Below are 26,093 nucleotides of genomic sequence, written 5' to 3'. Positions count from 1 at the left end.
CAGCGCGGCCGCCTCGATCCACCTCGACACGGACGGCCAGGTCGCTGGGCCCTGATGATCCGCAACCCGAGCGACGAGGAGGCCAAAGCCGGGCAATTGGGACGCGTCGGACGAGTCCGTGGTGCCACAGTGCCCGGGCTGGCCGTCGTGAGGAGCTATCACCGAACGTGGCTGAGAGGTGACGTTGTCGCGGGCGTGACCGTGGCGGCATACCTCGTCCCGCAGGTGATGGCTTATGCCGGCGTGGCCGGTCTGCCCGCCGTCGCTGGCCTCTGGGCGGCGTGCGTCGCGATGGTGGTCTACGCCGTCCTCGGCTCCTCCGACCAGCTCTCTGTCGGACCGGAGTCCACCACCGCGCTCATGACCGCCGTCGCCCTGGGCGGCATCGCGGCGGCCGACCCCAGCCGGTATGCCGCGCTGGCTGCCGGACTGGCTGCGCTGGTGGGGGTGATCTGCCTGTTGGCCTGGGCCCTGCGTCTGGCCTTCCTCGCGGAACTCCTGTCGAGGCCGGTCCTTGTGGGCTACATGGCGGGTGTGGCCGCCCTCATGGTCGTCAGCCAGCTGGACACGGTGACCGGTCTGGAGGTGTCCGGCGACACCGCGGTGGCCGAGGTGGGCTCGGTCCTGGAGCAGCTGGGGGAGGCTCATGTACCCACGGTGGTGCTCGCCGCGGCGGTACTTGTGCTCCTGCTCGTCACGACGCGCCTGTGGCCGCGCGCTCCCGCGCCGCTGATCGCTGTGGTGCTCTCGGCGGCGGCAGTCGTTGTTCTCGACCTCCGGTCGCGGGGCATCGAGGTGGTCGGGCCCGTCCCTCGTGAGCTCCCGTCGCTCCGGGTGCCCGACCTGGGCGTCGCCGATCTGCGCACCCTCCTCCCTGCGGCGCTCGGCATCGCCGTCGTCGCCTACACCGACAACGTGCTGACGGGCCGGGCGTTCGGTGAGCGTCGCAACGCCAAGCCGAACGCGAAGCAAGAGCTCATCGCCCTGGGTGCGGCCAATCTCGCGGTGGCGGCGACGCAGGGTTTCCCGGTCAGCAGCAGCGGCAGTCGCACGGCGATCGTGGACTCGGCCGGTGGGCGCAGCCAGGTCAACGCGCTGGTGGCCCTGGCGACGGTGGTGCTCGCGGTCCTGCTCTTCAATCCGGTGCTGGCCGCGTTCCCCACCGCGGCCCTGGGTGCGTTGGTGGTCTACGCAGCCATCCGGCTGGTGGACGTGCCCCTGTTCCGGCGCATCTTCGCCTTTCGGCGGACCGAGGGCGCGCTGGCCCTGGGCACAACTGCCGCCGTCCTCGTCGTCGGCATCCTGCCTGGCGTCCTCGTCGCGATCGTCCTGTCCCTCCTCGACCTGCTCCGCCGTGTGACCCGACCGCATGACGGGATCCTGGGCCACGTGCCCGGTGTCGCGGGCATGCACGACGTCGACGACTACCCCACGGCGACAACGGTTCCGGGGCTGGTCGTCTACCGCTACGACTCCCCGCTCTTCTTCGCGAACGCCGACGACTTCGTGACGCGGGCGATCAGCGCGGTCGATCGTGCCCCAACACCGACACGCTGGCTCCTGCTGAACATGGAGGCGAACGTGTCCGTGGACATCACGGCGGCGGACGCGTTGGAGTTGTTGCGCGCCGAACTCGACCGGCGCGGCGTGGTCCTTGCGCTCAGCAGGGTCAAGCAGGATCTGCGTGAAGACCTTGAGCGGACTGGTTTCGTCGCGCGAGTGGGGGAGGAACGGGTCTTCATGACCCTGCCGTTCGCCGTCGAGGCGTATGCCGCGTGGTCATCCTCCACGGAGGGTCCGGCTTCCGGCACGGATGGTCCACGATGAGCCGGTTGTTCCGTCGTTGGTCGTCGGGACCATCTGCGCAGAGGTGGCCGGCTTCGTCGCCCCGGCCGTGGTGGGCGTGATGACAACCGCCCGAGCGTCGGGCGAACTCCATCACTGAACCGGGACCAAGGGCCCTACTAGGGCGCGGACGGTCGCGCCACGCTGGGAGGACCACACTCCGCACCACAGGAGGACCTCATGAGTACCACCGCCGCCGCACGTCCCGTCGTCGTGGGATTCGACCATTCCCCGCCTGGTGAGGCCGCGTTCGAGTGGGCTGCCGGCGAGGCAGCTCGCCGAGACGTTCCGCTGCACGTGCTCGTCGCCCGCAGCATGCTCCACCCCGTCATGGCCGGCTACAGACTGACCACTCGTTGGCCGGAGGACCTCGACAGCGAGCTCGTCGAACAGGCCCGCGAGCGCGTGGCGGAACTGTCTCCCGAGCGGGCCGCCATTGTGAAGTCGGTGGCCGGCACGCCTGCTGCCTTCCTCGTCGACGCGTCCCACGAGGCGGAGCTCGTCGTGGTGGGACGGCGTCGGCAGTCCGCGCTGGGTGAAGCCTTCTCGGGCTCCACCTCGTCGCAGGTGGCTGCCCACGCGTCCTGCCCCGTGGTGGTCGTCGACCAGGTCTTCGAACTCGCGCCGGACGCGCCCATCGTCGTGGCCGTGGACGGCTCGTCCGCCAACGACCCCGCCGTCGGGTTCGCCTTCGGGAGAGCATCGGACCTCGGGGCCTCCGTGACAGCGGTGCACTCCTGGGGGCTCGACGTCCCCCAGACCTTCGACAGCCCGTGGCTCAGCGAGGACAGAGTCATCGAGATGGAGGACCTCCACCGGGCGCAGCTCGAGGCTTCTCTGGCCGGATGGTCGGCCAAGTTCCCCGAGGTGAAGGTGCGTTCGGTCCTGCGCAGGTCACTGCCGGTGGAGGCCGTGCTCTCGGAGGCCGAGGGTGCCCAGCTCATCGTCGTCGGGAGCCGCGGACATGGCGGGTTCGTCGGATTGCTTCTGGGCTCGGTGAGCCAAGGACTCCTGCACCGTGAGCGTCCGTGCCCCCTCGCCGTCGTCCATGCCGTTTCGGGGCCGACGTCATGAACGACATCGACGCCCCAACCGATCACAGCGATCTGCGGGTCATGAGCACCGATGAGTGCACGGGTCGACTGGCCACGGCGGGCATCGGGCGGGTCGCGTTCGTCCGGTCCGGCGAGGTGGTCGTGCTGCCTGTTCACCACGTGGTGCATGGGCTGGACGTCTACTTCAGGACCAGCGGTGGGTCGAAGATCGAGGCGGCGGCCGACCACAGCCAGGTGGGGTTCGAGGTCGACGACTACGACCGTGCCTTGCTCACGGGCTGGAGCGTCTCACTGACGGGGGCCGCATCCCTCGTGGACGAGGACGACCTCATCCGCGAGCTGGCAGACTCCGACCCCACGCCGTGGATGGTGGGTGACCCGAACCACTCCGTCTGGGTCCGCATCCGCCCCGACCAGATCTCGGGGCGCGAGCTGCTCCCGCGCTGAGGAGCGGCAATAGGTCGTCAGGGACCGGGGGTCTTGACCTTCCAGAGGCCGAGCAGGGAGCCGTCCTCCTCGACGAGGTGGACGATTTCGGCACCCAGCCCCGCCGGTCCGCCCAGCGCCTCACCGGCAACCACGCGCGTGTGCTCGCCACCGACGATCCGCGGTGCGAGTGTGAGGGCGAACTCGTCGACGAGATCAGCGTCGAGAAGGCTGTGGAAGAGGTGCGGACCACCCTCCGCGAGGACACGCGGCATACCCGATGTGCGGAGACGAGCCACGACCGCCGGGAGGTCGACCTCGTCGTCTCCCTCGACCCAGACGTCGTCGCCTTCGGTGCGTCCAGAGGAAGCGCACGTCACGAGGATGACGTCACCGTCCCCGGAGGTCAGGGACTCCGGGAGTTGACCGCTCCTGCTGACGACGACGATCGGCTTGTCGCCACGTCGATAGCCCTCTGCGCGAGCGGTTCCCGCGCCGACGAGCACACAGTCAGTCAGCTCCCGCTGGAGGTGGAAGATACGTCCATCGGCCGCGGTGTTGATCGAGCCGCTCCGACTGTCACTGCCCACCGCCGACCCATCCAGGGTGCTCACGAAGTTCGCGCGCATACCGCCCCCTGCTGGCCATGCATAGAGATGAGAGAGGTCGTCGTCGCTGAGCACGCCGGGGGAGAGGGGGCGGGAGCGTTTGTCGAGGAGGAGGCGCACGACGTGAGTCTGACACCCCTTCAGCCGGTTGCGGCTGACAGGATGCGGGGATGGCGAAGAAGAGCGCAAAGGACAAGAAGAGCAGCAAGGGCAAGACGTCCGAGAAGGTGGAGGTGGTCACAGCGACGTCCTTCACGCAGGCGTTGCGCGCCGGTGAAGGCTTCGAGCTGGTCGAGCTCGATCCTCGGTCGACGCCGGGCTTCGACGGCGACAAGGTGGCCGGCGAGGAAGCCCTGGCAGGGCTCGGTGACGTGCTCGCCGAGCTGCAGGAACGGCTCTATGCAGAGTCCAAGGCCGGCGGCAAGCGTTCGGTCCTGCTGATCATCCAGGGCATGGACACCTCCGGCAAGGGCGGCATCATGCGCCACGTCGTCGGAGCCCTTGACCCACAGGGCGTGAACATCACTTCGTTCAAGGCGCCGTCGGCGGAGGAGCGCAGGCGCCCCTTCCTCTGGCGCATCCGCAAAGCCCTGCCCACGGCGGGGCAGATCGGTGTCTTCGACCGCTCGCACTACGAGGACGTCCTCATCGTGAGGGTCCACGACATGGTGCCCGCGTCGCAGTGGTCGCGCCGCTATGCCCAGATCAACGCCTTCGAGCAGAAGGTGGCGGCCTCAGGGACGACAGTCATCAAGGTCATGCTGCACATCTCCAGCGACGAGCAGAAAGCGCGCCTTGCGGAGCGGTTGGAGCGACCCGAAAAACACTGGAAGTTCAACACCGGCGACCTGGACGAGCGGGCGCACTGGGCGGCCTACCAGGAGGCCTACCAGGTAGCGATCGAGAAGTGCTCGACCGAGGCCGCGCCGTGGTTCGTCGTGCCGGCTGACCGCAAGTGGTACGCCCGCCTCGCCGTGACCGAGCTCGTCCTCGAGCACCTCAAGGAACTCGACCCGCAGTGGCCCAAGGCCGACTTCAACGTCGAGGCCGAGCAGAAGCGACTCGCCGAGACACCCTGACCGACCCTTGATCGGCCCGGACGGCTCGCCGTTCAGGCGAAGGTGCGGTCGAGGATCTGAGTGACCTCGGCTGCGCCGACGTCGTCGAGGGTGCCGAACGTTGCTGCAGATCCGCGGTCGCCGAGCCGGCTCGCGATGAACGTGTCGGCGACGGCGTTGGGGGAGTGCTGGACGAGGAGTGCCGCCTGGAGGGTGACGGCCAGGTGCTCGACGATGCGCCGGGCCTGCCATGCGCCGTCGGAACTGCCGGCCAGCGCCACCAGGCCGGGGACGGCATCGATGGCGCGGTCGAGACGGCGGTCGTGCCCGCGGGCGAGCGAGAGTTCGTTGTCGAGCGCCGCCACGCTCGCCGGCTCCCGGGTCATCGCCCGCAGGACATCGAGGGCACCGACGTTGCCGGAGCCCTCCCAGATCGAGTTGAGCGGTGCCTCGCGATAGAGGCGCGCGAGACCGTTCTCCTCGACATAGCCCGCCCCACCCAGGCACTCGAGCGCCTCCGCAACCAGGGGAGGGGTGCGCTTGCACACCCAGAACTTGCCCAGTGCCACGCCGAGCCGGGAGAACTCCGCGTCACCCGTGTCGACCGCGTGGGCCAGCCGGAAGCCGAGCAGCTCCGCCGCCTCGGCCTCGATGGCGAGGTCGGCAAGGACGTTGCGCATGAGCGCCTGGTCGATGAGCTTCGCGCCGAACGCCGCGCGGTGGCGCGCATGGTGCACCGCGCGGACCGCTGCCTGCCGCATCGTGGCTGACGAACCGAGAACGCAGTCGAGGCGAGTCGACGAGACCATCTCGATGATGGTCCGGATGCCACGCCCGTCGTCACTGACCCGCACTGCCCAGGCGCCATCGAACTCGACCTCGGACGAGGCGTTCGAGCGGTTGCCGAGCTTGTCCTTGAGACGCTCCAGCCGCAGGGCGTTGCGGCTGCCGTCGTCGAGGATGCGGGGCACGAGGAAGCAGGTCAGCCCGGCCTCGGTCGTCGCGAGGACGAGGAAGACATCACTCATCGGGGCCGAGAAGAACCACTTGTGACCGGTGAGCCGATAGGTGTCGCCACCCTCGACCGGGCCGCCGGGCGTCGCGACAGCCTGGGTGACGTTGGACCGGACGTCGGAGCCGCCCTGCTTCTCTGTCATCCCCATCCCCGCGATCGCAGATCGCCTGTCCGAGAACGGTTTCAGAGACGGTTCGTAGTCCCGCGACGCAAGCAGCGGAAGCCAGCGGTCCGCAAGGGCGGGGGAGGAGCGCAAGGCGGGCGCGGCGGCATACGTCATGGAAACGGGGCAGAGGTGACCTGCCTCTGCGCGTGACCACGTCACGAAGCCGACCGCGCGCCGCAGGTGAGCGCCGGTGTCCGCGGAACGCGTCCACGCTTCTGCGGTCAGTCCGTGGCCCACGGCGGTGCGCATGAGGTCGTGGTAGCCGCGGTCGTAGGCGACCTCGTCGATCCGCTGCCCCGTGCGGTCATGGGTGACGAGGCGAGGGGTGTTGCGGTGGGCGTCGTCGGCCCACGCCTGGGTTTGGGCGGCCCCGGCCAGTTGTCCGAGATCGGTGAGCTCGGCGACGTCCTCCGCCCGACCCCACCGGCCCATCGCCTCGACTGCGACGGCATCAGCGGTGAAGAGGTTGTGGCCGACGAAATCGGGCACCTGGTTCACGACGTCGTGGGTGTGCACGGGCGAAACGCTAACCCGTGACCCGCGAGAGGGGTGAGAGTTGTGACCCGCTCGTGTCGCTCGGGAGACGTGTCATGGTCAGACCCGCCAACGGCAGACAGATAGCGTGACCCGGGTGATCGATGCGAAGCGACGCCTGCGGCGATGGCTGGCGCGGTTCCCTGCCCTGGAGTCGCTGGCGCGGCTCACAGTGGAGACGATCCGCATCTGCCTGCGCTATCGGGTGACCGGGTTGGCCTCCGAGGCCGGCTTCTTCGCGCTGCTGTCCTTGCCCCCGCTGGTCCTCGGACTCTTCGGCGGGGTCGGTTACGTCGGTCGCTGGCTCGGCGACGACACGGTCATGGACGTGCGGCTGGCGATCGCCGAGTACGCCTCGCGCTTCCTCACCGAGGACATCATCTCGACGACGTTGTCACCGACGGTCGACGACGTCTTCCAGGACGGGCGCTTCGACCTCATCTCGGTCGGCTTCGTGCTGTCGCTGTGGTCGGGCTCGCGCGCGCTCAACGTGCTGGTCGACACGGTCTCGATCATGTATGGACAGTCCGGCATTCGCGGCATCGTCCCGACGCGCGCGCTGAGCTTCTCGCTCTATGTCGTGGCGCTCCTCGTCGGTGTCATCACCATCCCCCTGGTGCTCATCGGCCCCACGTTGCTCGGAGAGGTGCTGCCGGACACCTGGGACTTCCTGACCTTCCTCTACTGGCCCGTCGTCTCCCTGCTCGTCATTGCGGCCTTCACGAGCCTCTATCACGTGTCCACGCCCCTTCGGAGCCCCTGGTCGCGTGACATCCCCGGGGCCGTCCTCACGCTCCTCATCTGGGTCATCGCGTCGTTCGCGGTGCGCGGGTCGATCGCTGCCTCGCTCGGTGGGTCCTCGATCTATGGGCCACTGAGCGCTCCGATCGTGCTGCTGATCTGGCTCTACATGCTCGCCATCGCGGTGCTCATCGGTGCCGCCCTCAATGCCGGGATACGCAACCTCTGGCCCTCCGGGGAGCAGCGAGGGTTGCGTGAGCGTTTGGCGGCCTTCCTCCGACCCCCACGCGCCGCAGAGCGGGATGCTCAGGAGGCAGCGGAAGGTGAACAGGGTCAGGGGGACCGAGCCGGTGACCGCAACGCGGAGGGGGGCGAAGGTGACGACGCTGACGACGATCTGGACCTGCGCGGCATACGCGACGCAGCGCGGCGTCCCATGACCCCGATCCAGGACGATGAAACCTTGGTGATCCCCCGGATTCGCATCGGATCGGGCCGCTGAAACGGGTGGGTTTGGAGTTCACGTCTGGGATCAGTTAATGTCTGTCCGCACGCCAAGAACGAAAGTTCGAGAGCGTTTCGCGGATGTAGCTCAGTTGGTAGAGCGCAACCTTGCCAAGGTTGAGGTCGCCGGTTCGAACCCGGTCATCCGCTCGGAGGGTTAGCCACCCCTCAATGGTGGAGTGGCCGAGAGGCGAGGCAGCGGCCTGCAAAGCCGTTTACACGGGTTCAAATCCCGTCTCCACCTCAAGTAGGACCCCTCACGGGCGATTGGCGCAGCGGTAGCGCGCTTCCCTGACACGGAAGAGGTCACTGGTTCGATCCCAGTATCGCCCACCGAAGAACCGCAGCACAGGTCTCGCCACCTGAGCTGCGGTTCTTTTTGTGCACCCTGTCTCGCTGTGAGGCCGACCCAACGGGCCCCACCGCTGATCGTGGCGTTCTGCGCGCCTGCGAGGACAAGGGGCCCTTGGTCCCTGTCCGGCGCGTTGCGACGCTGCGACTCTTGAAGTGACCCCGGCACACGGACGCCGCGGCGCGGAAGGAATGACCGAGATGACTGAGAAGACCGAGACGACGAACGGCCGCCATCCGAGCAACGACGGGGTCGTGATGCTGGCCGATCTTGCGTCCCGCCTGCTGGAGTCAGCGCGCGACCACCACTCCCAGCGAGCCGCGGAGACCATCAACTCCGGCCCCTCCATGCGGGCCACCGTCATCGCCCTCGCCGCTGGGGCCGAACTCGCAGAGCACGAGTCGCCTCCCGCCGCGACGCTGCAGGTGATCGTGGGTCGGACCGAGCTGCGTTCAGCCAGGCAGACGTGGTTAGTGCACGAGGGCGAGATCGTGGCCATCCCCGCTGAGCGTCACGCACTGAGCGCGATCACCGATGCCGTGGTCCTGCTCACCGTCGCTCTGCACTGACCTCGCTGACGTCCCACTGACCCGCACTGACGCCCTCAGCCGATCCGGTCCCAGCCGCGGCGTGGCCGGTGGCTCCCCAGCTGGGTGTCATCGCGGCTGCGGTACACGATGTAGGGGCGGGTGAGGTAGCCGAGCGGGGCGCTGAAGACGTGGACCAGGCGGGTGAAGGGCCACAGCGCAAAAAGCCCGAAGGCGACGAGGGCGTGCAGCTGGAATCCCAGGGGTGCCTCCGCCATCAGTGCGGCATCGGGCTGGAAGGCCAGGAACGACCGGTACCAGACGGACACACCCTCGCGGTAGTTGTACTCGCCGCCGATGGTCAGGATCGATCCCGCGATGGTGTTCCACATGCCCAGCACGATGACGACTGCGAGGAAGGCGTACATCACCTTGTCCATCACGGTGGTGGCGGAGAAGACCGGGCCGACGGTGCGTCGTCGGTAGATCAGGATGACCATTCCGACGACCGTCATGACACCTGCCAGAAGACCGCCCCCGACGGCGACCACGTGATAGGTGTGCTCGCTGATGCCGGCCCAGTCGGTCCAGGACTGCGGGACGAGCAGGCCGATGATGTGGCCAGCAACGACTCCGAGCATGCCGAAGTGGAACAGCGGACTCCCGATCCGCAGCAGGCGGTTCTCGTAGAGCTGGGATGACCTGGTGGTCCACCCGAACTTGTCGTATCGGTAGCGCCACAGGTGGCCGACCACGAACGTCGTCAGGCAGAGGTAGGGGAAGATGACGAAGAGGAACTCGTTCATGTGCGGGCTCCTGGGAACGACGGCATGGGCAGCGAGATGGATGCGGGTGCAGCACCAGGTGGGGCGCCCGTGGGCGTGCCGGGGCTGAACTGCGGGTTGGCAAAGGGGGCGAGCCCGACCTCTTCCTCAGGCGGCCCCTCGGCTGCGAGGCGCCTGACGGCATCCCGCTCCTCACCGCGAAGCGGCGGCAGGGTCGCGGTGACGGCGTCGATCAGGCTCGCCCACGGTGACCCGAGATCCCGCAGCGAGATGCGCAGGAGCTCAAGTCCGGCGCGGTGGTCGAGCATGAGGTCGCGGCCGAGTCCTTGGTCGACTGTGGCGGCGAACTCCAGCACGACGCAGAGATGGTCGGGCAGTTCTGCATCGTCGAGCTCAAACCCCGCCCGCAGGTAGGTCTGCTTGAAGCGCAGCAGGGCCATCCCGCGTTTGCGGGTGTCGCCATGGGCGAAGTAGGTCAAAAAGAGGTTGCAGCGTCGCCTCGTGTCAAAGGTCTCGACGTAGTCGGCCTGAAGTGCTGGGAGCGGCGTGGCCTCGAGATGGTCGAGGAAGGCCCGGATGGAGTCGCCGATCGTGGCGGGCACGCCGTGTGACGCCGACCTGAGCAAGCCGGTACGGCCGAGCAGATCCTGGTCCGGGTAGTCCAAGAGAAGGGAGACGGACTGCCACACGATAGTGAGCTGGTCGGGGGGCAGTGTCGGGTTGGGTCGGCGGCTGCTCATGAGTTGGAGCCGCTCGGCGGGAACATCCCGGGCGGTGAGCCCTTGCCATCCCAATTGAGCAGATTGACGCGGCTTCTCTTGTTCTCGGGGCCAGCGAGGGAGTCGGACGTCTGTCGGTCCTGCAACATCTCGAAGTTCTCGACCGCGATCGGCGTCGGCTTGCCGGAGCCTTCGCCGAACAGGTCCTGCTGCCCGCCGCCATATTCCGAGACGGAGCACTCCGTGGACAGCTCCTCCAGGGAGTGGGCCTGCTCGGCGTGCGCGGCCGGGATGACGTAGCGCTCGTCGTATTTCGCGATGGCGAGGAGGCGGTACATGTCATACATCTCCTCCTCGCTCATCCCGACCGCGGCAGGGATGGAGGCGTCAGGATCGCGTCCCATGTTGATGTCGCGCATGTAGCAACGCATCGCTGCGAGCTTCTTGAGCACGGCGTCGACGGGTGCCACGTCACCGGCCGTGAAGAGTTCGGCGAGGTACTCGATGGGGATGCGCAGCGCGTCGATCGCCGCGAAGAGGTTGCCCTTGTCCTCGGCGTCCTCCCCGGTCTCGGCGACGACGTCAACGACAGGCGACAGCGGCGGGATGTACCAGACCATGGGCATGGTGCGGTACTCCGGGTGCAGCGGCAGCGCGACCTTGAACGTGTTGATCAGCGCATAGATGGGGGAGCGCTGGGCCGCGTCGACCCAATCACGGGCGATGCCCGCGGCCTCGGCCTCGCGGATCACCTCGGGGTCGAACGGATCGAGGAAGACATCGCGTTGTGCCTCATAGAGGCCGTGGTCATCGGTGGTGGAAGCCGCTGCGAGAACCCTGTCGGCGTCGTAGAGCATCAGGCCGATGTAGCGCAGTCGGCCCACGCAGGTCTCGGCACAGACCGTCGGGAGGCCGACCTCGATGCGCGGGAAGCAGAAGGTGCACTTCTCGGCCTTGCCGGTGCGGTGGTTGAAGTAGATCTTCTTGTAGGGACAGCCCGAGACGCACTTGCGCCAGCCGCGGCACTTGTCCTGGTCGACCAGGACGATGCCGTCCTCCTCGCGCTTGTAGATCGCGCCGCTGGGGCACGATGCTGCACACGAAGGGTTCAGGCAGTGCTCACAGATCCGCGGCAGGTAGAACATGAAGGTCTGCTCGAACTCGAACTTCACCTTGTCGGCGATCTTCTTGAGCATGGGGTCTCGGTGCGCCGTAGCGGTCGAGCCCCCGAGGTCGTCGTCCCAGTTGGCCGACCACTCGATCTTCATGTTCTTGCCGCTGATCAACGACTTGGGCCGGGCCACCGGAGTGTGCTCCTGGGCCGGTGCATCCGTCAGGGTCGAGTAGTCATAGGTCCACGGCTCGTAGTACTCACCGATCGAGGGGAGCTTGGGGTTGGAGAAGATCGTCATGAGGTTCTTGAGACGCCCACCACCCTTGAGCTTCATGCGACCGCTCTTGGTGAGCTCCCAGCCGCCCTTCCACTTCTCCTGGTCCTCGTAGGTGCGCGGGTAGCCGAGCCCGGGCCGGGTCTCGACGTTGTTGAACCAGATGTACTCGGTGCCCGAGCGGTTGGTCCACGCCTGCTTGCACGTGACCGAACAGGTGTGGCACCCAATGCACTTGTCGAGGTTCATGACCATCGCCATCTGCGCCATGACCTTCATCAGTACGTCACGTCCTGGCTTCGCTTGCGGATGATGGTGACCTCGTCACGTTGGTTGCCGGTGGGGCCGAGATAGTTGAAGGCGAACGTCAGCTGGGCATAGCCGCCGATCAGGTGGGACGGCTTCACGAGCAGCCGTGTCAGTGAGTTGTGTATGCCGCCCCGCTTCCCGGAGGTTTCCGCGAGCGGGACGTCGATCAGCCGATCCTGGGCGTGGTACATGTACACCGTGCCTTCGGGCATGCGGTGCGAGACGATCGCCCGGGCCACCACGACGCCGTTGCGGTTGACCGCCTCGATCCAGTCGTTGTCCGCGATGCCGACCTTGGCGGCGTCCCGGTCGCTCATCCAGATGTTCTGCCCGCCGCGCGACAGCGAGAGCATGAAGAGGTTGTCCTGATACTCCGAGTGGATCGACCACTTGTTGTGTGGTGTCAGGTAGCGCACGGTCAGCCCCTCGACCTGTCCGGCCGATCCGTCGGATACGGTGCCGAGAGCGGGCTCGGCGAACAGTGCCGCCATGTTCAGTGGCGGTCGGTACACGGGCAGGCCCTCACCGAGCTCCGTCATCCAGTCGTGGTCCAGATAGAAGTGCATCCGCCCGGTCAGGGTGTGCCAGGGCTTCTTGCGCTCGACGTTGATGGTGAAGGGGGAGTAGCGCCGCCCACCCGTCTCCGATCCCGACCACTCCGGTGAGGTGATGACCGGGACAGGTGGCCCCTGGGTGTCGGCGAAGGTGATCTGCTTGCCCTCGTGCTCCTGAGCCAGGTCGGCGAGCTGGACGCCGGTGCGCTTCTCGAGGGTCTTGAAGCCTTGGGTCGCCAGGTGCCCATTGGTGGTTCCTGACAGGGCGAGGATCGCCTCGCAGACGTTGACGTCCTTCTTGAGCGACGGTCGGCCGTCGGCCACCCCGCCACGCACGGTGCCGTTCTTGGCCCGGAGGTACTCGACCTGCTTGCTCAGCTCGAAGGTGACGCCCTTGGTGGTCGCACCGAGCGTGTCGACCAGCGGCCCGAGCGCGTTCATCTTCTGCGCCACCGCGCCGTAGTCGCGTTCGACCTCGACCAGCTTGGGCATCGTGACGCCCGGGATCGGCTCGCACTCCCCCTTCTTCCAGTCGCGCACGACGCCGTGCGGGTTGGCCATCGCGTCCGGGGTGTCGTGGGTGAGTGGCACCGCCACCACGTCCTTGCGGACACCGAGGTGGGTGGCGGCGAGCTCGCTGAACTTCTCGGCGATCGTCTGCCAGGCGTCCCAGTCCGTGCGCGTCTGCCACGGCGGCGCGATGGCGGGATTGAAGGAGTGCACGAACGGGTGCATGTCCGTGGTGTTGAGGTCGTGCTTCTCGTACCAAGTGGCAGCCGGAAGGACGACGTCCGAGAAGATCGTCGTGCTCGTCTGACGGAAGTCGATCGTCATCAGCAGGTCGAGCTTGCCCTCGGGCGCCTCGTCGCGCCAGGTGACGTCGACGGGACGCTGCGCCTCGGGGGTCTCGCTGGCACGGACCGAGGAGTCGGTTCCGAGCAGGTGCTTGAGGAAGTACTCGTTGCCCTTCCCGGACGAGCCCAGCAGGTTGGCCCGCCAGATCGACAGGATCCGCGGGTAGTTGGTGGGTGCGTCCGGGTCCTCGCCGGCGAAGTCGAGCTCACCGGACTTGAGCTGTTCGACGACGTACTCACCGACGGGTTTGCCTGCAGCCGCTGCGTCGTCACTGAGGTCGAGTGGGTTGCGGTCGAACGTGGGATACGACGGCATCCAACCCATTCGCGCGCTCTGGGCGATGACGTCGGCAGTTGACTTGCCGGCGAGCTGGCCCTTGCCGGTGGTGGCAGAGAGCGTGTCGGCGCCGAACTGGTCATAGCGGAACTGGTTGGTGTGGAGATACCAGTAGGCGGTCTGGATCATGTTGCGCGGCGGGCGGTTCCAGTCAAGCGCGTTGGCGATCTGGGTGTAGCCAGTGATCGGGCGGACCTTCTCCTGGCCGACGTAGTGTGCCCAGCCGCCGCCGTTGACGCCCTGGCAACCGGTGAGGTTGGTGAGGGTGAGGAAGGCGCGGTAGATCGTGTCGGAGTGGAACCAGTGGTTGGTGCCGGCGCCCATGACGATCATGGATCGGCCCTTGGACTCTTCGGCGTTCTGCGCGAACTCGCGCCCGATCCGGGCAGCAGTGGCAGCAGGCACGCCAGTGATGGCTTCCTGCCACGCGGGGGTGTACGGCGCCTGTGCGTCGTCGTAGCCCTTGTTGTCCCCGGTCGGCCAAGCCCCCGGGAGCGGCTGACCCCCGTGCGTTCGACCGACGCCGTACTGGGCGAGCAGGAGGTCGAAGACCGTGGTGACCAGGTGACCATCCACGCGGCGCACGGGCACCCCGCGGGGCAGGTCGGCGGCGGCACCATCAGGAGTGTCGAAGCGCGGCATACGGACGACCACTGACTCGGTTGCGGAGTCCAGTAGGGAGAGAACAGGGTTGACCTCGCCGAGGTCGAGATTCCACTTGCCCACTCCTGCCTCGCCGTAGCGGTGACCCAAGGATCCGTGGGGCACGACGGCTTCACCGGTGCTGGAGTCGATGAGCACGGTCTTGAAGGCCGCGTTCTCCTCGTCGGTGTGATCGCTGAGGTCCGCGGCGGTGAGGAACTTGCCGGCGGTGTATTCGCCGTCAGCCGCCTCCTCAAGGCGCACCAGGTGAGGGAGGTCGGTGTAGGACTTCACGTATTCGGTGAAGTAGGGCGTCGCCCTGTCGACGAAGAACTCCTTGAGCACGACATGACCCATGGCCATGGCCAGTGCCGCGTCTGTGCCGGGCTTCGCAGGCAGCCACTCGTCCGCGAACTTCACGTTGTCCGCGTAGTCGGGGGCGACGGCGATGACCTTCTGGCCGCGGTAGCGGGCCTCGACCATCCAGTGTGCGTCGGGGGTGCGGGTGACTGGGAGGTTGGATCCCCACATGATGAGGTAGCCGGCGTTCCACCAGTCGCCGGACTCGGGGACGTCGGTCTGGTCGCCGAAGACCTGCGGGGATGCGACGGGGAGGTCGGCGTACCAGTCATAGAAGCTCAACATGGAGCCGCCGATGAGGTTCACGAACCGAGCGCCGGAGGCGTGGGAGACCATCGACATCGCCGGGATGGGTGAGAACCCGGCGACACGGTCCGGGCCGTACTTCTTGATCGTGTGGACGTGCGCCGCGGCGATGATCTCGCTGGCCTCGTCCCAGGTCGCCCGGACCAGACCGCCCTTGCCGCGCGCGGACTTGTAGGCCTTGGCCCGCAACGGGTTCTCGACGATGTGCTCCCACGCCCTGACCGGATCGCCGTCGTGCTGGGCCTTGGCCTCACGAAACATCTGCAGCAGGACGCCACGGACGTAGGGGTAGCGGACCCGGGTGGGGGAGTAGGTGTACCAGGAGAACGCCGCGCCACGGGGGCAACCGCGAGGCTCGTACTCAGGGGAGTCCGGACCGACAGAGGGGTAGTCGGTCTGCTGGGTCTCCCACGTGATGATCCCGTCCTTGACGTAGACCTTCCACGAACACGAGCCGGTGCAGTTCACCCCGTGGGTGGACCGCACGACCTTGTCGTGGCTCCAGCGGTCGCGGTAGAAGTCGTCGGCCCCTCGCCCCCCGACCTGCGAGATGGTCCGAAGGTCCTCGGACACGGTCCCTTTGGTGAAGAACCTCCTGCTGCGGACAAGTGCCTCCGTGAGGGAGCCATCCATTCCGATGTCGGACGTGGACTTCTTCTGGGAGGGGGTCAATGAGTTTCCTGTCCTTGGACGGTTCGTCGGACGACGGTGACGGTGAGGAGCAGGGCCAGAGCAGCAGTGACGCAGAGCATCCAGAGCCCGATGGCGTAGGAGTCGGTGCGGCCGTAGACGTATCCCATGATCAGCGGTGGAACGAATCCTCCGAGACCTCCGGCGGCGCCGACGAGTCCGGTCACGCCCCCGACGCGGGAGGGCTCCGTGACCTTGGCGATGAGGGCAAAGGTGGCGCCACTCCCGGAGCCGAGGGCTGCGGCCATGGCCAGGAAGGCGATCGTGCCGATCCCCTGAAGCGGCGGTGTTCCTGCCGAGATGCCAGCGCCCACGACCACGACGCCGAAACCCGTCGCCAGCACCGGGATCGCGCCGAACTTGTCAGCGAGCCAGCCCCCGACCGGGCGCATCAGGACAGCAACCAGGACGAAGCCGGCCATGCGGTTGGCCGCGCTGGCCGGAGTGAGTTGATGAGCGGCCTTGAGGTATGCCGGTAGGTAGACCGAGAACGCGACGTACCCACCGAATGCGACGGCATACAGCAGGCAGGCCTGCCAGGTGATGGCGAGCCTGGAGTTGGCCGAGATCCGTGACGCAAGCGAGGTGGTGGGCACGACCCGACCGGGTGCGTCACGCAGGATCAGCCAAGCCGCAACGGCATACGCGGCAAGGACGGCAGCGGTGATGAGGAAGGGCGATGTGGCGCCCAGTCCCTCGGTGAGCTTGACGGTGGTCAGGGCGCTGATGGCGGTGCCACCCATGCCTGCACCGAAGATACCGATGGCCAGGCCGCGTTTCGCGGGAGGGAACCACGCATTGACGAACGGCACGCCGACGGCGAAGGAGGTCCCGGCGATCCCGAGGACGAAGCCGCCGACCAGGAGCAGGGCATAGGAGTCGAGGGCGAAGAAGGCGATGAAGAGGACCGGGAGGATGGTCACGCCCGAGACGATGGGGAACATGACCCGACCGCCGTATCGGTCGGTCAACCCACCGACGATGATCCGACCGAGGGATCCCACGACGACCGGGACCGCGACGAGCAGGGCCACGTCGGACTCGGTGAGGTCGCCCAGAGCGCCAGTCGTTCGGAAGAGCGGGCCGAGTGGACTGATCAGCGCCCAGGCCCAGAAGTTCACCGCGAAACCCAGGGTCGCCATGGCCAGCATCACCCACGGCGATCTGGTGGCAGTCGGACTCGGGTCGGCTGTCGTCAATGAGGTCGTCACGATCGTGCCCTCCCCTCGGGGCTCTCCCGGTCCACCATGGACCCCTGCGTCCGACTTGGCAATGGACGGACTCATGTCATGCGGCCTTTCGGACGGGCCTGGGGCGCCAGATGTCGGGGCCGTCGCTGCGGTCCTTGGTGGCATACCCATCCGGCGTGCCTCCGAACCCCTGAGTGATCTCATCTGCCATGTCGGGTCTCCTCCCTGGCATCACCCGCGATGGTGATGCCATACGTACAAGCACAGTGGAGACGGTGAAGAATGACGAGGGCCAAAGGTCCCTACCGAGTCCGAGCCGGGGGAGACCGACGCCGACCCAGGCCCGCGAACGGCGACGGTTGTGTTGCGGCTGGGCCTGTGTGAGTGTGAGCAAATGCCCGTACCCGTTGAAGGTTTCGCACATGTCCGCCTGACTGTGACGGACATCGCCCGCTCGCGTGTCGCGCTCGAGCTCACCGCCTCGACGGCCTGACCCGGACAGGCGCGGGCGATGGACGAACGCAACGTGCTCGGTGGCGAGTTGGAGTTGTGCAGCGCCGCACCGTTGACCGGCTTCTTTCGTGACGGTTGCTGCAGCACTGGGCCAGAGGATCGCGGGAGCCACACCATCTGCGCCGTGGTGACGGCTGAGTTCCTCGAGCACCAGCGGAGCATCGGCAACGACTTGTCGACGCCCTTGCCGGACTACGGATTCCCGGGGTTGGTCCCGGGTGACCGGTGGTGCGTGACGGCCCACAACTGGGCGCGGGCGCACCGTGAAGGAGCGGCGGCGCACGTGGTGCTGTCAGCGACCAACGTGGCAGTGCTGCAAGTAGTCCCGCTGGAGGCTCTGCAGCAGCATGCTGTCGATGTCCCGCCGGACCTGAGTTCAATGTCGCCTGAGCTGTAGTTCTCAGCGCCTTGGCCGCGCTCGCCGAAGGCGTGTATGCCGGTGGCGCACCTCCCACGGGACCCGCAAGCTCGACTGACTCTTGCCTCCAATGCCGGCCGATGCGGCATACCCTGTGCGAATGGCCGAAAAGCGCAGGCAAGGCCAGACCCCAGAGAACCCGTCAGAGGCAGCCGTGACTTCGCGGTGGCCGTTGTCCTCCCTGCAGCTCGAAGACCTCCTTGAGGAACTGCGCGCGCGTGCCGGCAGTGCCCGGGCGTCACAGGAGCGAATGGCCTCGCTGCTCGATGCGGTCGTGGCGGTCAGCTCGAACCTTGACCTTGCCGACGTCCTCCACCGCATCGTCGTGTCTGCCTGTGAGCTGGTGGACGCGACCTATGGCGCACTCGGGGTGTTGGGGCCGGGGGGTGAGGAGCTCATTGAGTTCGTCACTCACGGACTGACCGACGACGAGCGCGATGCCATCGGAACGCTGCCTCGCGGACACGGGTTGCTCGGCCTGATCATCTCGAGCCCGCAACCGCAGCGGGTCACGGACATCGGTGAGCACCCGAAGTCCTACGGTTTCCCCCCGAATCACCCTCCGATGACCAGCTTCCTCGGCGCACCGGTCAGGATCCGTGACGAGGTGTTCGGCAACCTCTATCTCACTGACAAGCGGCACGCCACGGAGTTCAGCCAGGACGACGAAGCCATCCTCGTGGCCCTTGCGGCTGCGGCTGGTGTCGCGATCGAGAACGCCCGTTTGTATGACCGCACCAGGGGACAACAGCTGTGGAGCGACGTGGCGGGTCGCGCGACCCAGGGTCTGCTCGCGGGCGAGGCACACGATGTTGTCCTCTCGGAGGTCACCACGCGGGTGGCTGAGCTGACGGAGGCGTCATCATGTTTTGTCGCGCTCACCCGGGGCACCGACCTCGTGGTCGTCGCGGCGACGGCTGCGGGCCCCGCGCTGGGCACCTCCGTCGGCGACCTCGGACTTCGCGCGGCGATGTTGGCCCAGGCCCGAAGCAATCACGTCGGCGAGACCGCGTCCACCGGCACCCGATCGACCGTTCCACTGGTGCTCGGGGAAGCGCCGTTGGGGCTGATCGTCGTCGACTGGACCGACGAGGTCCGGTCCGGTCACCTGACCGAGCTGAGTGTGTTCGCCCAGCGACTGACGGTGTCTCTCGTGGCTGCGAGTGCCCAGACCGAGAGGGCTCGCGCGGAGCTCTTCGAGGACCGTGACCGGATCGCGCGTGACATGCACGACAACGTGATCCAGCGGCTCTTCGCCACTGGCATGTCCCTGCAGTCAGCCGCCAGGCTGAGCGACGAAGCCGTGCGACCCCGCCTCGAGAGGGCGGTGGACGAGCTCGACGCGGCCATCAAGGACATCCGCCACACGATCTTCGCGCTCCAACGGCCGCTCGGGGCCCGGGAGCTCGCCAGCGAGATCACGACCGTCTGCCGCGATGCCCTGATCACCCTGGGATTCCCACCGGACCTGCGGTTGTCCGGTCGCACGAATGAGCTGCCCGACCAGCTGGGGACGGATGTGCTCGCGGTCCTGCGCGAGGGACTGAGCAACGCGGCCAGGCATGCCGGAGCCACGACGGTCAACGTCGCCGTCGAGGTCAACGGTGGGGTCACTGTCAGCGTCGTCGACGACGGGCGAGGGCTCGACCCCAACCCGACGCGGTCATCCGGTCTCGACAACCTTGCGAGGCGGGCTGAGCGCCGGGGAGGCACGCTGGTGCTGGAGTCCCTTGAGGCCTCCGGAACTCGTCTCGTGTGGAGCGTTCCGTTCGACGAGGACGAGACCACCTGAGGGACCAATGGCCCTGTCGGCAGCCTGCGTTCACAGACATGCTCGTGCCATGACCGACGTTCACGCCATGCGTGGCACCTTCGCAAAACCGTTGTCCACCAATGGTGGTGAGGCGGTGGTCGTCGGCTACGACGAGTCGTGCGAGGGCGCGAACGCTCTGGGGTGGGCGGCGTCGCACGCGGAAGCCTTCGGCCTTCCTCTGAAGGTTGTGTATGCCGCGAGGGCACCCGAGTCGGCGACGTCACGTGTGGACGTGGTCAGGGCTGAGAACACCGATCGGCTGGGTCGTGCTGCTCTCGTGGCGCGCCGCGGCGCCGACCGGGCCAAGGAGCTGCAACCGACGCTCAAGGTGCACTGTCAGGGTGCTGTCGGCAACCCGGCGGCCGAGCTCGTCATGCAGTCGGCCGGCGCTTCGGTCGTTGTCGTCGGCCGACGGACCACTCGGCCCACCAATAGTCTGGGGTCGATCTCCTTCGCGGTGGGAGCACATGCGCGCTGCCCGGTCGTGGTGGTCCCACTGCAGACGCATCTCCAGCTCGGGCCGGGTTGCCCAGTCGTGGTGGGCGTCGACGGCTCGGCGTCATCGGAGGAGGCCGTGCTCTTCGCCGCTGACACTGCTGACCGCGCCCGAGCTGACCTCGTCCTCCTTTCTGCCTGGGTGCGACCCAGTCCGGAGCCGTGGATGCCAGCGCCCACTAGCGCCGACGGTCGTCACGACGACGTCGTCGCCGCGGTCGAGCTGGAAGCGGCTGGGCGCCACGTGCGCGCAGCGGTGTCTTTGGTCCGGGAGAAGTACCCCGACGTGACCACGATCCAACGTGTCCACCAGGGACGGGCCGCGGACGCCCTCATCGAGGAGTCGGCCCGCGCGGGCCTCCTCGTGGTGGGCTCGCGGGGCCGCGGCGGGTTCGCCGGTCTGATGCTGGGGTCGGTGAGTCGCGACGTGCTCCGGCAGGCCGAGATTCCGGTCGCTGTCGTCCGCCGTGGTGGGTTGTGACGACTCGAGGCCATAGCCTGTGGGTCAGGGAGTGTGATCGAGATGGTGCACGTCTATTTGCTCGATGACCACGAGGTGGTTCGCCGAGGTCTGCGTGAGTTGCTCGAGGTCGAGAGCGACATCGTCGTCGTCGGGGAGTCCGGGAGCGCACTTGAAGCGACCCGGCGCATCCCGGCTCTGCGACCGGACGTCATGGTCCTCGATGCTCGGCTGCCAGACGGATCCGGGATCGACGTATGCCGCGATGTCCGGTCTGTCGACCCGTCCATCGTCGGTCTGATCCTCACCTCCTATGACGACGACGACGCCCTGCGAGCGGCGGTGCTGGCCGGCGCAGCGGGCTACCTCCTCAAGGATGTCCGCGGAGCCGATCTCGTGAACTCGATCCGCCGGGTGGCGGGCGGCGACCACCTGCTGGACGCCGACGTCGTGGCTCGATTGCGCACCGGATGGGGTCGGGACGTGGAGGACCCTCGACTGGCGCAGCTCTCACCCCAGGAACGCCGGATCCTTGAGCACATCGCCCAAGGGCTCACGAACCGCCAGATCGGTGCCTCGATGTCGCTGGCCGAGAAGACGGTGAAGAACTACGTGACTTCGGTGCTCGCGAAGATGGGGATGGAGAGCAGGACCCAGGCTGCCGTCTACATCGCCAGTCACGGGCCCCAGGGTGGCCGGCGGGCTCCCTGAGCGGCCCACCTCCGTGCGCCGAGCTCCACGCTGCGGATCCCGGCAACTGTTGCGGCAGTGGCCACGGCGGCTCCGTCCTGGTCCCCGGCATGAGGGCTCACGGTGACGTGGCCGTGGTGCACGACCGCGCGCCACTCCGGATGCCCCGCCTGCGTGAACGCGTTGTGGACGGCGGTGGACAGCACTGCATCGGGTTGGGCCAGGGCGCGGAGGAAGTCACTTCGGCTCACCATGCCGAGGAGCCGGCCGTCGTCGTCGACGACCGGCATGCTCTTCCAACCGCGACGGGCCAGGGTGAACGCCACCTCTGAGCAGTCCTGCCGCGGTGTGGCGCACTGGGGATCGGCCGTCATGACCGCCTCGATGCTTGGTTCGCCGGCCGATGTCGGCGCACTGGGGATCATGTGGGCACGCGGGTCCGCGGGCAGGCGCTGTCGCAGGACGTCGCCCTCCGAGATGATGCCCACGACCCGCCGGTCCCTGTCGACCACCGGCAGTGCGCTGATGCGGGCCCGCCCGAGCTTGGCTATGGCATCCTCGAGCGTTGCTCCGGGATGGATGCTCTCCGCGGGCTTGGTCATGACTTCCTCAACCAACACGGGTCCCACCTCTTTCTTGTCGTGTGATTCCAGCATCCGTGCTCTCGGCATTGGGGGACAGGGGAATTGGTCCCGAACCTGGTGAACGACGCCGACCTCTCAGGTCAGCCCGAGCTCCACGGCGTCCTCCCAGAGCTCAGCGCGCACCGACGGGTGGGCCGCGTGCTCGATGAGGTGTCTCGCCTGGGCCTTGGTGTCCCAGCCCATGATCTCGGCCGTTCCGTTCTCCGTGATGACCGCCGTGTGCTGGAACGACGTCACCGGTCCCTCGAGGAGTCCGACGATCGTCGAGACGTCGGCTCGAGGGTGCCACGAGCGCAGAGCCATGAGCGCCTGACCTCCGGGCGAGTCCATCGCCCCAACCACGAAGTCGCACTGGCCGCCGAAGCCTGAGTGGACACGCGATCCGATGTGGCTGCCGTTGGCCTGGTCGAACAGGTCGACTGACAGGGCGGTGTTGATGCTTGTCATCGCGGGTTGGGCAGCGATCCGCCCAGGGTCGTTGACGGTCTCGGTGCGCAGCATCCGCACCTGCGAGTTGGCGTGCAACCAGGACATCAGCGCAGGCCCACCCACGGCAAAGGAAGCGACGACTTCTCGCCCGGTGTCGAGCGCCCCCGCGTCGTGGAGGTCCATGATCCCGTCGGACACCATCTCGCTCCACACCCCGAGACGTTGGCGGCTGGTGAGCCGCGGCACGACCGAGTCGGGAATCGCGCCGATGCCCAGTTGGAGGGTGGCACCTGAGTCCACGCGTGCTGCGACCTGCTCGCCGATGAGGCGGATGGCCTCTGAGGGCGCTGCGGTCGCCGCGACGACTTTGGGCGCAGCAGGGGACGCCGGCAGGACTCCGTCGAGCTCGTGGGCGTCGAGCTCGCCATCGCCAAAGGTGAAGGGAATGTCATTGCGAGACTCTGCGAGCACGAGCCCGCCAGCGGCCCGGCACACCGCGATCGCTGCGGGCAGGATGTTGACCTCGGACCCGAGCGACCATCGGCCCGCAACCTGCTCGGAGACGGTGACGAGGACGACGTCGGGCACGAATCGCCTGGCGAGCAGCGTCGGCACGTGCGAGAGACGCGCCGGGAGATAGGAGACGTCCGGGGTGCGCATTCCGGGGCCGACGAAGGGGGTCAGATGGGTGACGCCGGGCCGGGTCGGTATGCCGCGTGGCGCGTTGAGCATGAACAGCTCGTAGCGCTTGACCGCGCCGTCCAACAACCGGAGCAGCTCCCAGGGTGCGGCCCCGTTGCCACTCGCCACCACACGCAGCGGCCGGTCGCAGGTGGCCGCGGCCTGCCGGAGCGCGGCGGTCAGGGAGCTGCTGGTGGACGTGGTCACGCGTCACGCACGAGCGGGACGGACGCCGTCGGGATCATGAAGCGACGACCCGTGATCGAGTCGGGCGTGATGCGCAGAAGGTGGGGCTTGGCTCCGGGAGCCCATGGGGACAGCGGTAGGTCCATGATCTCGATTGCCTCGTCAACGGCATACACCTCGGTGGCCCGGCCCCGGATGACGACGCTCCAGGCTTCGGCCGGGTCGAGGACTCGACCATCCACCTCGAAGGCGACGACGTGGTTGCGCGCGGCGTTGTGCTTGGTGCCGCCGCTCGTGCGGACGACGACGGTGCCGTGGTCGACGATGTAGTTCACCGGGAAGATGTCGGGGGCATCGTCGTGGACGACGGCCAGACGCCCGAGGCTGTCCTGACGCAGGAGATCCCATGACTCGTTCGGAGCGATCGTGCGGATGTCCTGAGAGCTCTGCGGCTGGTGCTTCGCCTGCAGCTGTCCGGTGGTGTCCATGCCTTCATGGTGTTCCCGTCGAGGAGGGGTTCACAGGGTCAAAGGTCCCGCCGCCGGGTGCTGCGCTCGGGGACTGCTGCCCAGGCTCGGATAGCTCGAACGGTGGTGCTCGCGCTGCAGTGACCCACCTCACATTCGGAACGGACGAGGATCCGGATTGGCCGGATTTCTCTGGGAGAGAAGCCGTCGTTGCTGGGTCCTTCGGGGGCGCGTCCTGCTGCCCGAAAGACGTCGACGAATCAGATGCGGCCGAGGGGGTCCACCGACGGGGGAGTGCGTTCCCTGTCACCGTCGCGAGCGATGGCGCGGTCGGGCAGCCACACGACGAAGGTGCTGCCGACTCCCACCTCGCTGAACAGGTCGATGTGTCCCTCGTGCGACTCGACGACCTGCCTCGAGATGGCGAGCCCGAGCCCATGCCCTTCGTGATCGCGCTCGCGACCGGTCCGGCCGAACCGGTGGAAGACCCGCTCCCGATCGGCCTCGGCGATACCGGGCCCGTCATCGCGCACAGCGACCCAGCACCACCCCTCGATCGACCCGGAGGCGATGGTGATCTCGGCGCCTCCCGGGGAGAGGCGGATGGCATTGGCAAGGATGTTGCCGAACGCTCGCGACAGCGACTCCGCGTCCGCGATGACGCGGGGACCCGGTGCAAGTCGGCGCACGAGGTGAAGGCCGCGCCCGTCAGCGAGCAGCCGGTGCTCTTCGACGACCTGGCCCGTGAGTTCGGACAGGTCGATCTCGCGGTCGACGAACGCACCCGAGCGGGTGCGAGCGGTGGCGAGAAGGTCGTCGACAAGGCTGGCCATCCGGTGGGTGGCGCGCGAGACGACAGTTGCCGAGTGCGATCGCTCATCAGAGGTCACGTCGTCGCGCGACAGAACGGCATCGACATTGGCCTGGACCACGGCGATGGGATTGCGCAACTCGTGAGAGACGTCGTCGACGAGAGCCCGCTGGGCGGCGAACGACGTCTCCAGCCGGGCGAGCATGTCGTCAATGGTGTCGGCGAGGGTGCGCAGCTCGTCCTGTGGCCCAGACGCTCCGATTCGCCGCGAGAGGTCCGAGGCAGTGATCTCGCGGGTCGTCGTCGTGATGCGCCCCACGGGGCGCAGCGCCCGGCCGGCGACCCACCAGCCGATGAGCAGGCTCAACAGGAAGAGGACTGCGAGCGCAATGAACGAATACGTCCGAAGTGTCTCGAGGGTGTTGTAGTTGACGTACTCCTGCACGTCACGGATATCGGCTGCCTGGAAGTCCTCTCCCGGGCGGTAGTTCACGATCCCGCCGTTGCCCTTCTGGAACTTCTTCACCGTCACCGGGTCGAGCGGCTTGGACTCGATCGACTGCGACAGCGCGAAGTAGACACCACCGATGAGCAGGGACGCGATGGCAAACAACAACCCCGAATAGGTCAGGGCAAGGCGTGTCCTGACGGTCCGCAGCCATGCCGGCAGCGTGGGCATCCTCATGCCGCCGCCTCCTCGCGGAGCCGGTACCCGCGCCCGATGACGGTCTCGAGGACCTGCGGCTCGTCCCCGGTCGAGAGCTTGCGGCGCAGTGTGCCGACGGTGACGCGGACCGTCTGGGTGAACGGGTCAGCGTTCTCGTCCCACACGTGCTCGAGCAGCTCCTCGGACGAGATGACGTGCCCCGGGCGGCTCATCAGGTAGCGCAGCACCCCGAATTCCTTGAGCGTCAGCGCGAGTTCCCGGTCACCTCGATGCGCCAGCTGTCGACTCGCGTCGAGAGTGAGCTCGCCCACCCGGATCACGGATGAGGTGCTGCGCACATCACGCCGCAGCAGTGCTCGAAGTCGAGCGGTCAGCTCGGGGAGTGCGAACGGCTTGACGAGGTAGTCGTCGGCGCCGACATCGAGACCCTTGACGCGGTCGGGCAAACCGCCGCGCGCCGTGAGCATGAGGATCCGGACGTGGCGTCCGGACGGCGTCGCGAGCGATCCGGAACGCAATGCAGCGGCGAGCTCGAAGCCGCTGCCATCGGGGAGGTTGATGTCCAGAAGAACCACGTCGTATGCCGTGAGCGCCAGCTTCTCGTTGGCCTCCTGTCGCGTCGTGGCCAGGTCAACGGCATACCCCTCACGGACCAGACCGATGCGCAGAGCGCTCGCCAGGCCTTCCTCGTCCTCGATGATCAGCAGCCGCATGACCTCACCGTAGCCGCGGCAATGCCGCTGCCCCCAACGCTCTTTCGCCCAACTTTCTGCGGGCTTGCCGCTCGTTTTCGTGCCCGCTTGATGGGCTGGGGCAACCCCACCACCGCGGTGGGTGTGAGCCCCAGGAGCAAC

General features: G+C 67.5%; 22 protein-coding genes and 3 tRNA genes. 13 read left to right on the top strand and 12 right to left on the bottom strand.

The window, feature by feature from the left end; all coding sequences use genetic code 11:
* Positions 1-54 precede the first annotated feature (54 nt).
* From sulP to V6K52_RS11355, 3 genes are all read left to right on the top strand, one after another.
* The gene (gene sulP / locus V6K52_RS11365; RefSeq protein ID WP_353950224.1) at positions 55-1,827 is read left to right on the top strand and encodes a sulfate permease; all 1,773 of its coding nucleotides are present in this window, start codon (positions 55-57) and stop codon (positions 1,825-1,827) included.
* A 198-nt stretch (positions 1,828-2,025) separates the two neighbouring features.
* On the top strand, positions 2,026-2,919 hold the full coding sequence (locus V6K52_RS11360; RefSeq protein WP_353950223.1) for a universal stress protein: 894 nt from the start codon (positions 2,026-2,028) through the stop codon (positions 2,917-2,919).
* Entirely contained in the window at positions 2,916-3,347 is a 432-nt protein-coding gene (locus V6K52_RS11355) for a pyridoxamine 5'-phosphate oxidase family protein (RefSeq protein ID WP_353950222.1), read from the top strand. The genes V6K52_RS11360 and V6K52_RS11355 overlap by 4 nt, the downstream gene beginning before the upstream one ends.
* Positions 3,348-3,364: 17 nt before the next feature.
* Here V6K52_RS11355 and V6K52_RS11350 read toward each other — a convergent pair whose 3' ends face one another.
* The gene (locus V6K52_RS11350; protein ID WP_353950221.1) at positions 3,365-4,054 is read right to left on the bottom strand and encodes a dihydrofolate reductase family protein; all 690 of its coding nucleotides are present in this window, start codon (positions 4,052-4,054) and stop codon (positions 3,365-3,367) included.
* 50 nt (positions 4,055-4,104) lie between these two features.
* Here V6K52_RS11350 and V6K52_RS11345 point away from each other — a divergent pair, with 50 nt between their 5' ends.
* Positions 4,105-5,013 (top strand): polyphosphate kinase 2 family protein, encoded by a 909-nt coding sequence (locus tag V6K52_RS11345; protein WP_353950220.1) that lies wholly within the window; start codon positions 4,105-4,107, stop codon positions 5,011-5,013.
* Positions 5,014-5,045: 32 nt separating this feature from the next.
* On the opposite strand, the gene V6K52_RS11340 is transcribed toward V6K52_RS11345, so the two are convergent.
* Positions 5,046-6,689, bottom strand: a complete 1,644-nt coding sequence (locus V6K52_RS11340) for an acyl-CoA dehydrogenase family protein (RefSeq protein WP_353950219.1) — start codon at positions 6,687-6,689, stop codon at positions 5,046-5,048.
* Positions 6,690-6,804: 115 nt separating this feature from the next.
* On the opposite strand from V6K52_RS11340, the gene V6K52_RS11335 reads away from it, so the two are divergent.
* From V6K52_RS11335 to V6K52_RS11315, 5 genes are all read left to right on the top strand, one after another.
* Positions 6,805-7,950: a YihY/virulence factor BrkB family protein gene (locus V6K52_RS11335; RefSeq protein ID WP_353950218.1), complete on the top strand. Its 1,146-nt coding sequence runs from the start codon at positions 6,805-6,807 to the stop codon at positions 7,948-7,950.
* Between the two features lie 79 nt (positions 7,951-8,029).
* Positions 8,030-8,102, top strand: a tRNA-Gly gene (locus V6K52_RS11330).
* 23 nt (positions 8,103-8,125) lie between these two features.
* Positions 8,126-8,196: transfer RNA gene (locus V6K52_RS11325), tRNA-Cys, on the top strand.
* A gap of 17 nt (positions 8,197-8,213) precedes the next feature.
* Positions 8,214-8,285 (top strand) — tRNA-Val (locus V6K52_RS11320).
* Between the two features lie 219 nt (positions 8,286-8,504).
* Entirely contained in the window at positions 8,505-8,873 is a 369-nt protein-coding gene (locus tag V6K52_RS11315) for a LuxR family transcriptional regulator (RefSeq protein ID WP_353950217.1), read from the top strand.
* A 35-nt stretch (positions 8,874-8,908) separates the two neighbouring features.
* Here the strand turns inward: V6K52_RS11315 and narI are convergent, their stop codons facing one another.
* The 5 genes from narI to V6K52_RS11290 are packed head-to-tail and all read right to left on the bottom strand — an operon-like array spanning position 8,909 to position 17,061.
* Entirely contained in the window at positions 8,909-9,637 is a 729-nt protein-coding gene (narI, locus tag V6K52_RS11310) for a respiratory nitrate reductase subunit gamma (protein WP_353950216.1), read from the bottom strand.
* The gene (narJ, locus tag V6K52_RS11305) at positions 9,634-10,356 is read right to left on the bottom strand and encodes a nitrate reductase molybdenum cofactor assembly chaperone (protein ID WP_353950215.1); all 723 of its coding nucleotides are present in this window, start codon (positions 10,354-10,356) and stop codon (positions 9,634-9,636) included. The genes narI and narJ overlap by 4 nt, the downstream gene beginning before the upstream one ends.
* Positions 10,353-12,002: a nitrate reductase subunit beta gene (narH, locus tag V6K52_RS11300; protein WP_353950214.1), complete on the bottom strand. Its 1,650-nt coding sequence runs from the start codon at positions 12,000-12,002 to the stop codon at positions 10,353-10,355. Before narH ends, narJ begins: the two co-directional genes overlap by 4 nt.
* Positions 12,002-15,718: a nitrate reductase subunit alpha gene (locus V6K52_RS11295; RefSeq protein ID WP_353953767.1), complete on the bottom strand. Its 3,717-nt coding sequence runs from the start codon at positions 15,716-15,718 to the stop codon at positions 12,002-12,004. The genes narH and V6K52_RS11295 overlap by 1 nt, the downstream gene beginning before the upstream one ends.
* 35 nt (positions 15,719-15,753) lie before the next feature.
* Positions 15,754-17,061 (bottom strand): MFS transporter, encoded by a 1,308-nt coding sequence (locus V6K52_RS11290; RefSeq protein ID WP_353950213.1) that lies wholly within the window; start codon positions 17,059-17,061, stop codon positions 15,754-15,756.
* Between the two features lie 415 nt (positions 17,062-17,476).
* On the opposite strand from V6K52_RS11290, the gene V6K52_RS11285 reads away from it, so the two are divergent.
* The 4 genes from V6K52_RS11285 to V6K52_RS11270 all read left to right on the top strand — a co-directional run bounded on the left by V6K52_RS11285 (position 17,477) and on the right by V6K52_RS11270 (position 21,375).
* Positions 17,477-17,875, top strand: coding sequence for a DUF2237 domain-containing protein (locus V6K52_RS11285; protein ID WP_353950212.1), 399 nt, complete (start codon positions 17,477-17,479; stop codon positions 17,873-17,875).
* Positions 17,876-17,996: 121 nt separating this feature from the next.
* Positions 17,997-19,688, top strand: coding sequence for a GAF domain-containing sensor histidine kinase (locus V6K52_RS11280; protein WP_353950211.1), 1,692 nt, complete (start codon positions 17,997-17,999; stop codon positions 19,686-19,688).
* Between the two features lie 49 nt (positions 19,689-19,737).
* A complete protein-coding gene (locus V6K52_RS11275; RefSeq protein ID WP_353950210.1) occupies positions 19,738-20,685 on the top strand; it encodes a universal stress protein in 948 nt (315 codons plus the stop codon).
* Between the two features lie 42 nt (positions 20,686-20,727).
* Positions 20,728-21,375 carry a response regulator transcription factor gene (locus tag V6K52_RS11270; protein WP_353953766.1) on the top strand — a complete coding sequence of 216 codons (648 nt, stop codon included), beginning with the start codon at positions 20,728-20,730 and terminating at the stop codon, positions 21,373-21,375.
* Here V6K52_RS11270 and V6K52_RS11265 read toward each other — a convergent pair.
* The 5 genes from V6K52_RS11265 to V6K52_RS11245 all read right to left on the bottom strand — a co-directional run bounded on the left by V6K52_RS11265 (position 21,342) and on the right by V6K52_RS11245 (position 25,952).
* Complete coding sequence (locus tag V6K52_RS11265; RefSeq protein ID WP_353950209.1) at positions 21,342-21,956, bottom strand: CBS domain-containing protein; 615 nt, start codon at positions 21,954-21,956, stop codon at positions 21,342-21,344. The genes V6K52_RS11270 and V6K52_RS11265 overlap by 34 nt on opposite strands.
* Positions 21,957-22,073: 117 nt before the next feature.
* Entirely contained in the window at positions 22,074-23,315 is a 1,242-nt protein-coding gene (locus V6K52_RS11260; protein WP_353950208.1) for an acetyl-CoA hydrolase/transferase C-terminal domain-containing protein, read from the bottom strand.
* On the bottom strand, positions 23,312-23,782 hold the full coding sequence (locus V6K52_RS11255) for a pyridoxamine 5'-phosphate oxidase family protein (protein ID WP_353950207.1): 471 nt from the start codon (positions 23,780-23,782) through the stop codon (positions 23,312-23,314). Before V6K52_RS11255 ends, V6K52_RS11260 begins: the two co-directional genes overlap by 4 nt.
* A 239-nt stretch (positions 23,783-24,021) precedes the next feature.
* The gene (locus V6K52_RS11250) at positions 24,022-25,257 is read right to left on the bottom strand and encodes a HAMP domain-containing sensor histidine kinase (protein WP_353950206.1); all 1,236 of its coding nucleotides are present in this window, start codon (positions 25,255-25,257) and stop codon (positions 24,022-24,024) included.
* Positions 25,254-25,952 carry a response regulator transcription factor gene (locus tag V6K52_RS11245; RefSeq protein ID WP_353950205.1) on the bottom strand — a complete coding sequence of 233 codons (699 nt, stop codon included), beginning with the start codon at positions 25,950-25,952 and terminating at the stop codon, positions 25,254-25,256. Before V6K52_RS11245 ends, V6K52_RS11250 begins: the two co-directional genes overlap by 4 nt.
* Between the last annotated feature and the right edge of the window lie 141 nt (positions 25,953-26,093).

The organism is Knoellia sp. S7-12 (genome assembly GCF_040518285.1).
Taxonomy (GTDB): domain Bacteria; phylum Actinomycetota; class Actinomycetes; order Actinomycetales; family Dermatophilaceae; genus Knoellia.
Note: the sequence above shows the minus strand (reverse complement) of the source record. Positions and strands in the feature narration are given on the sequence as shown.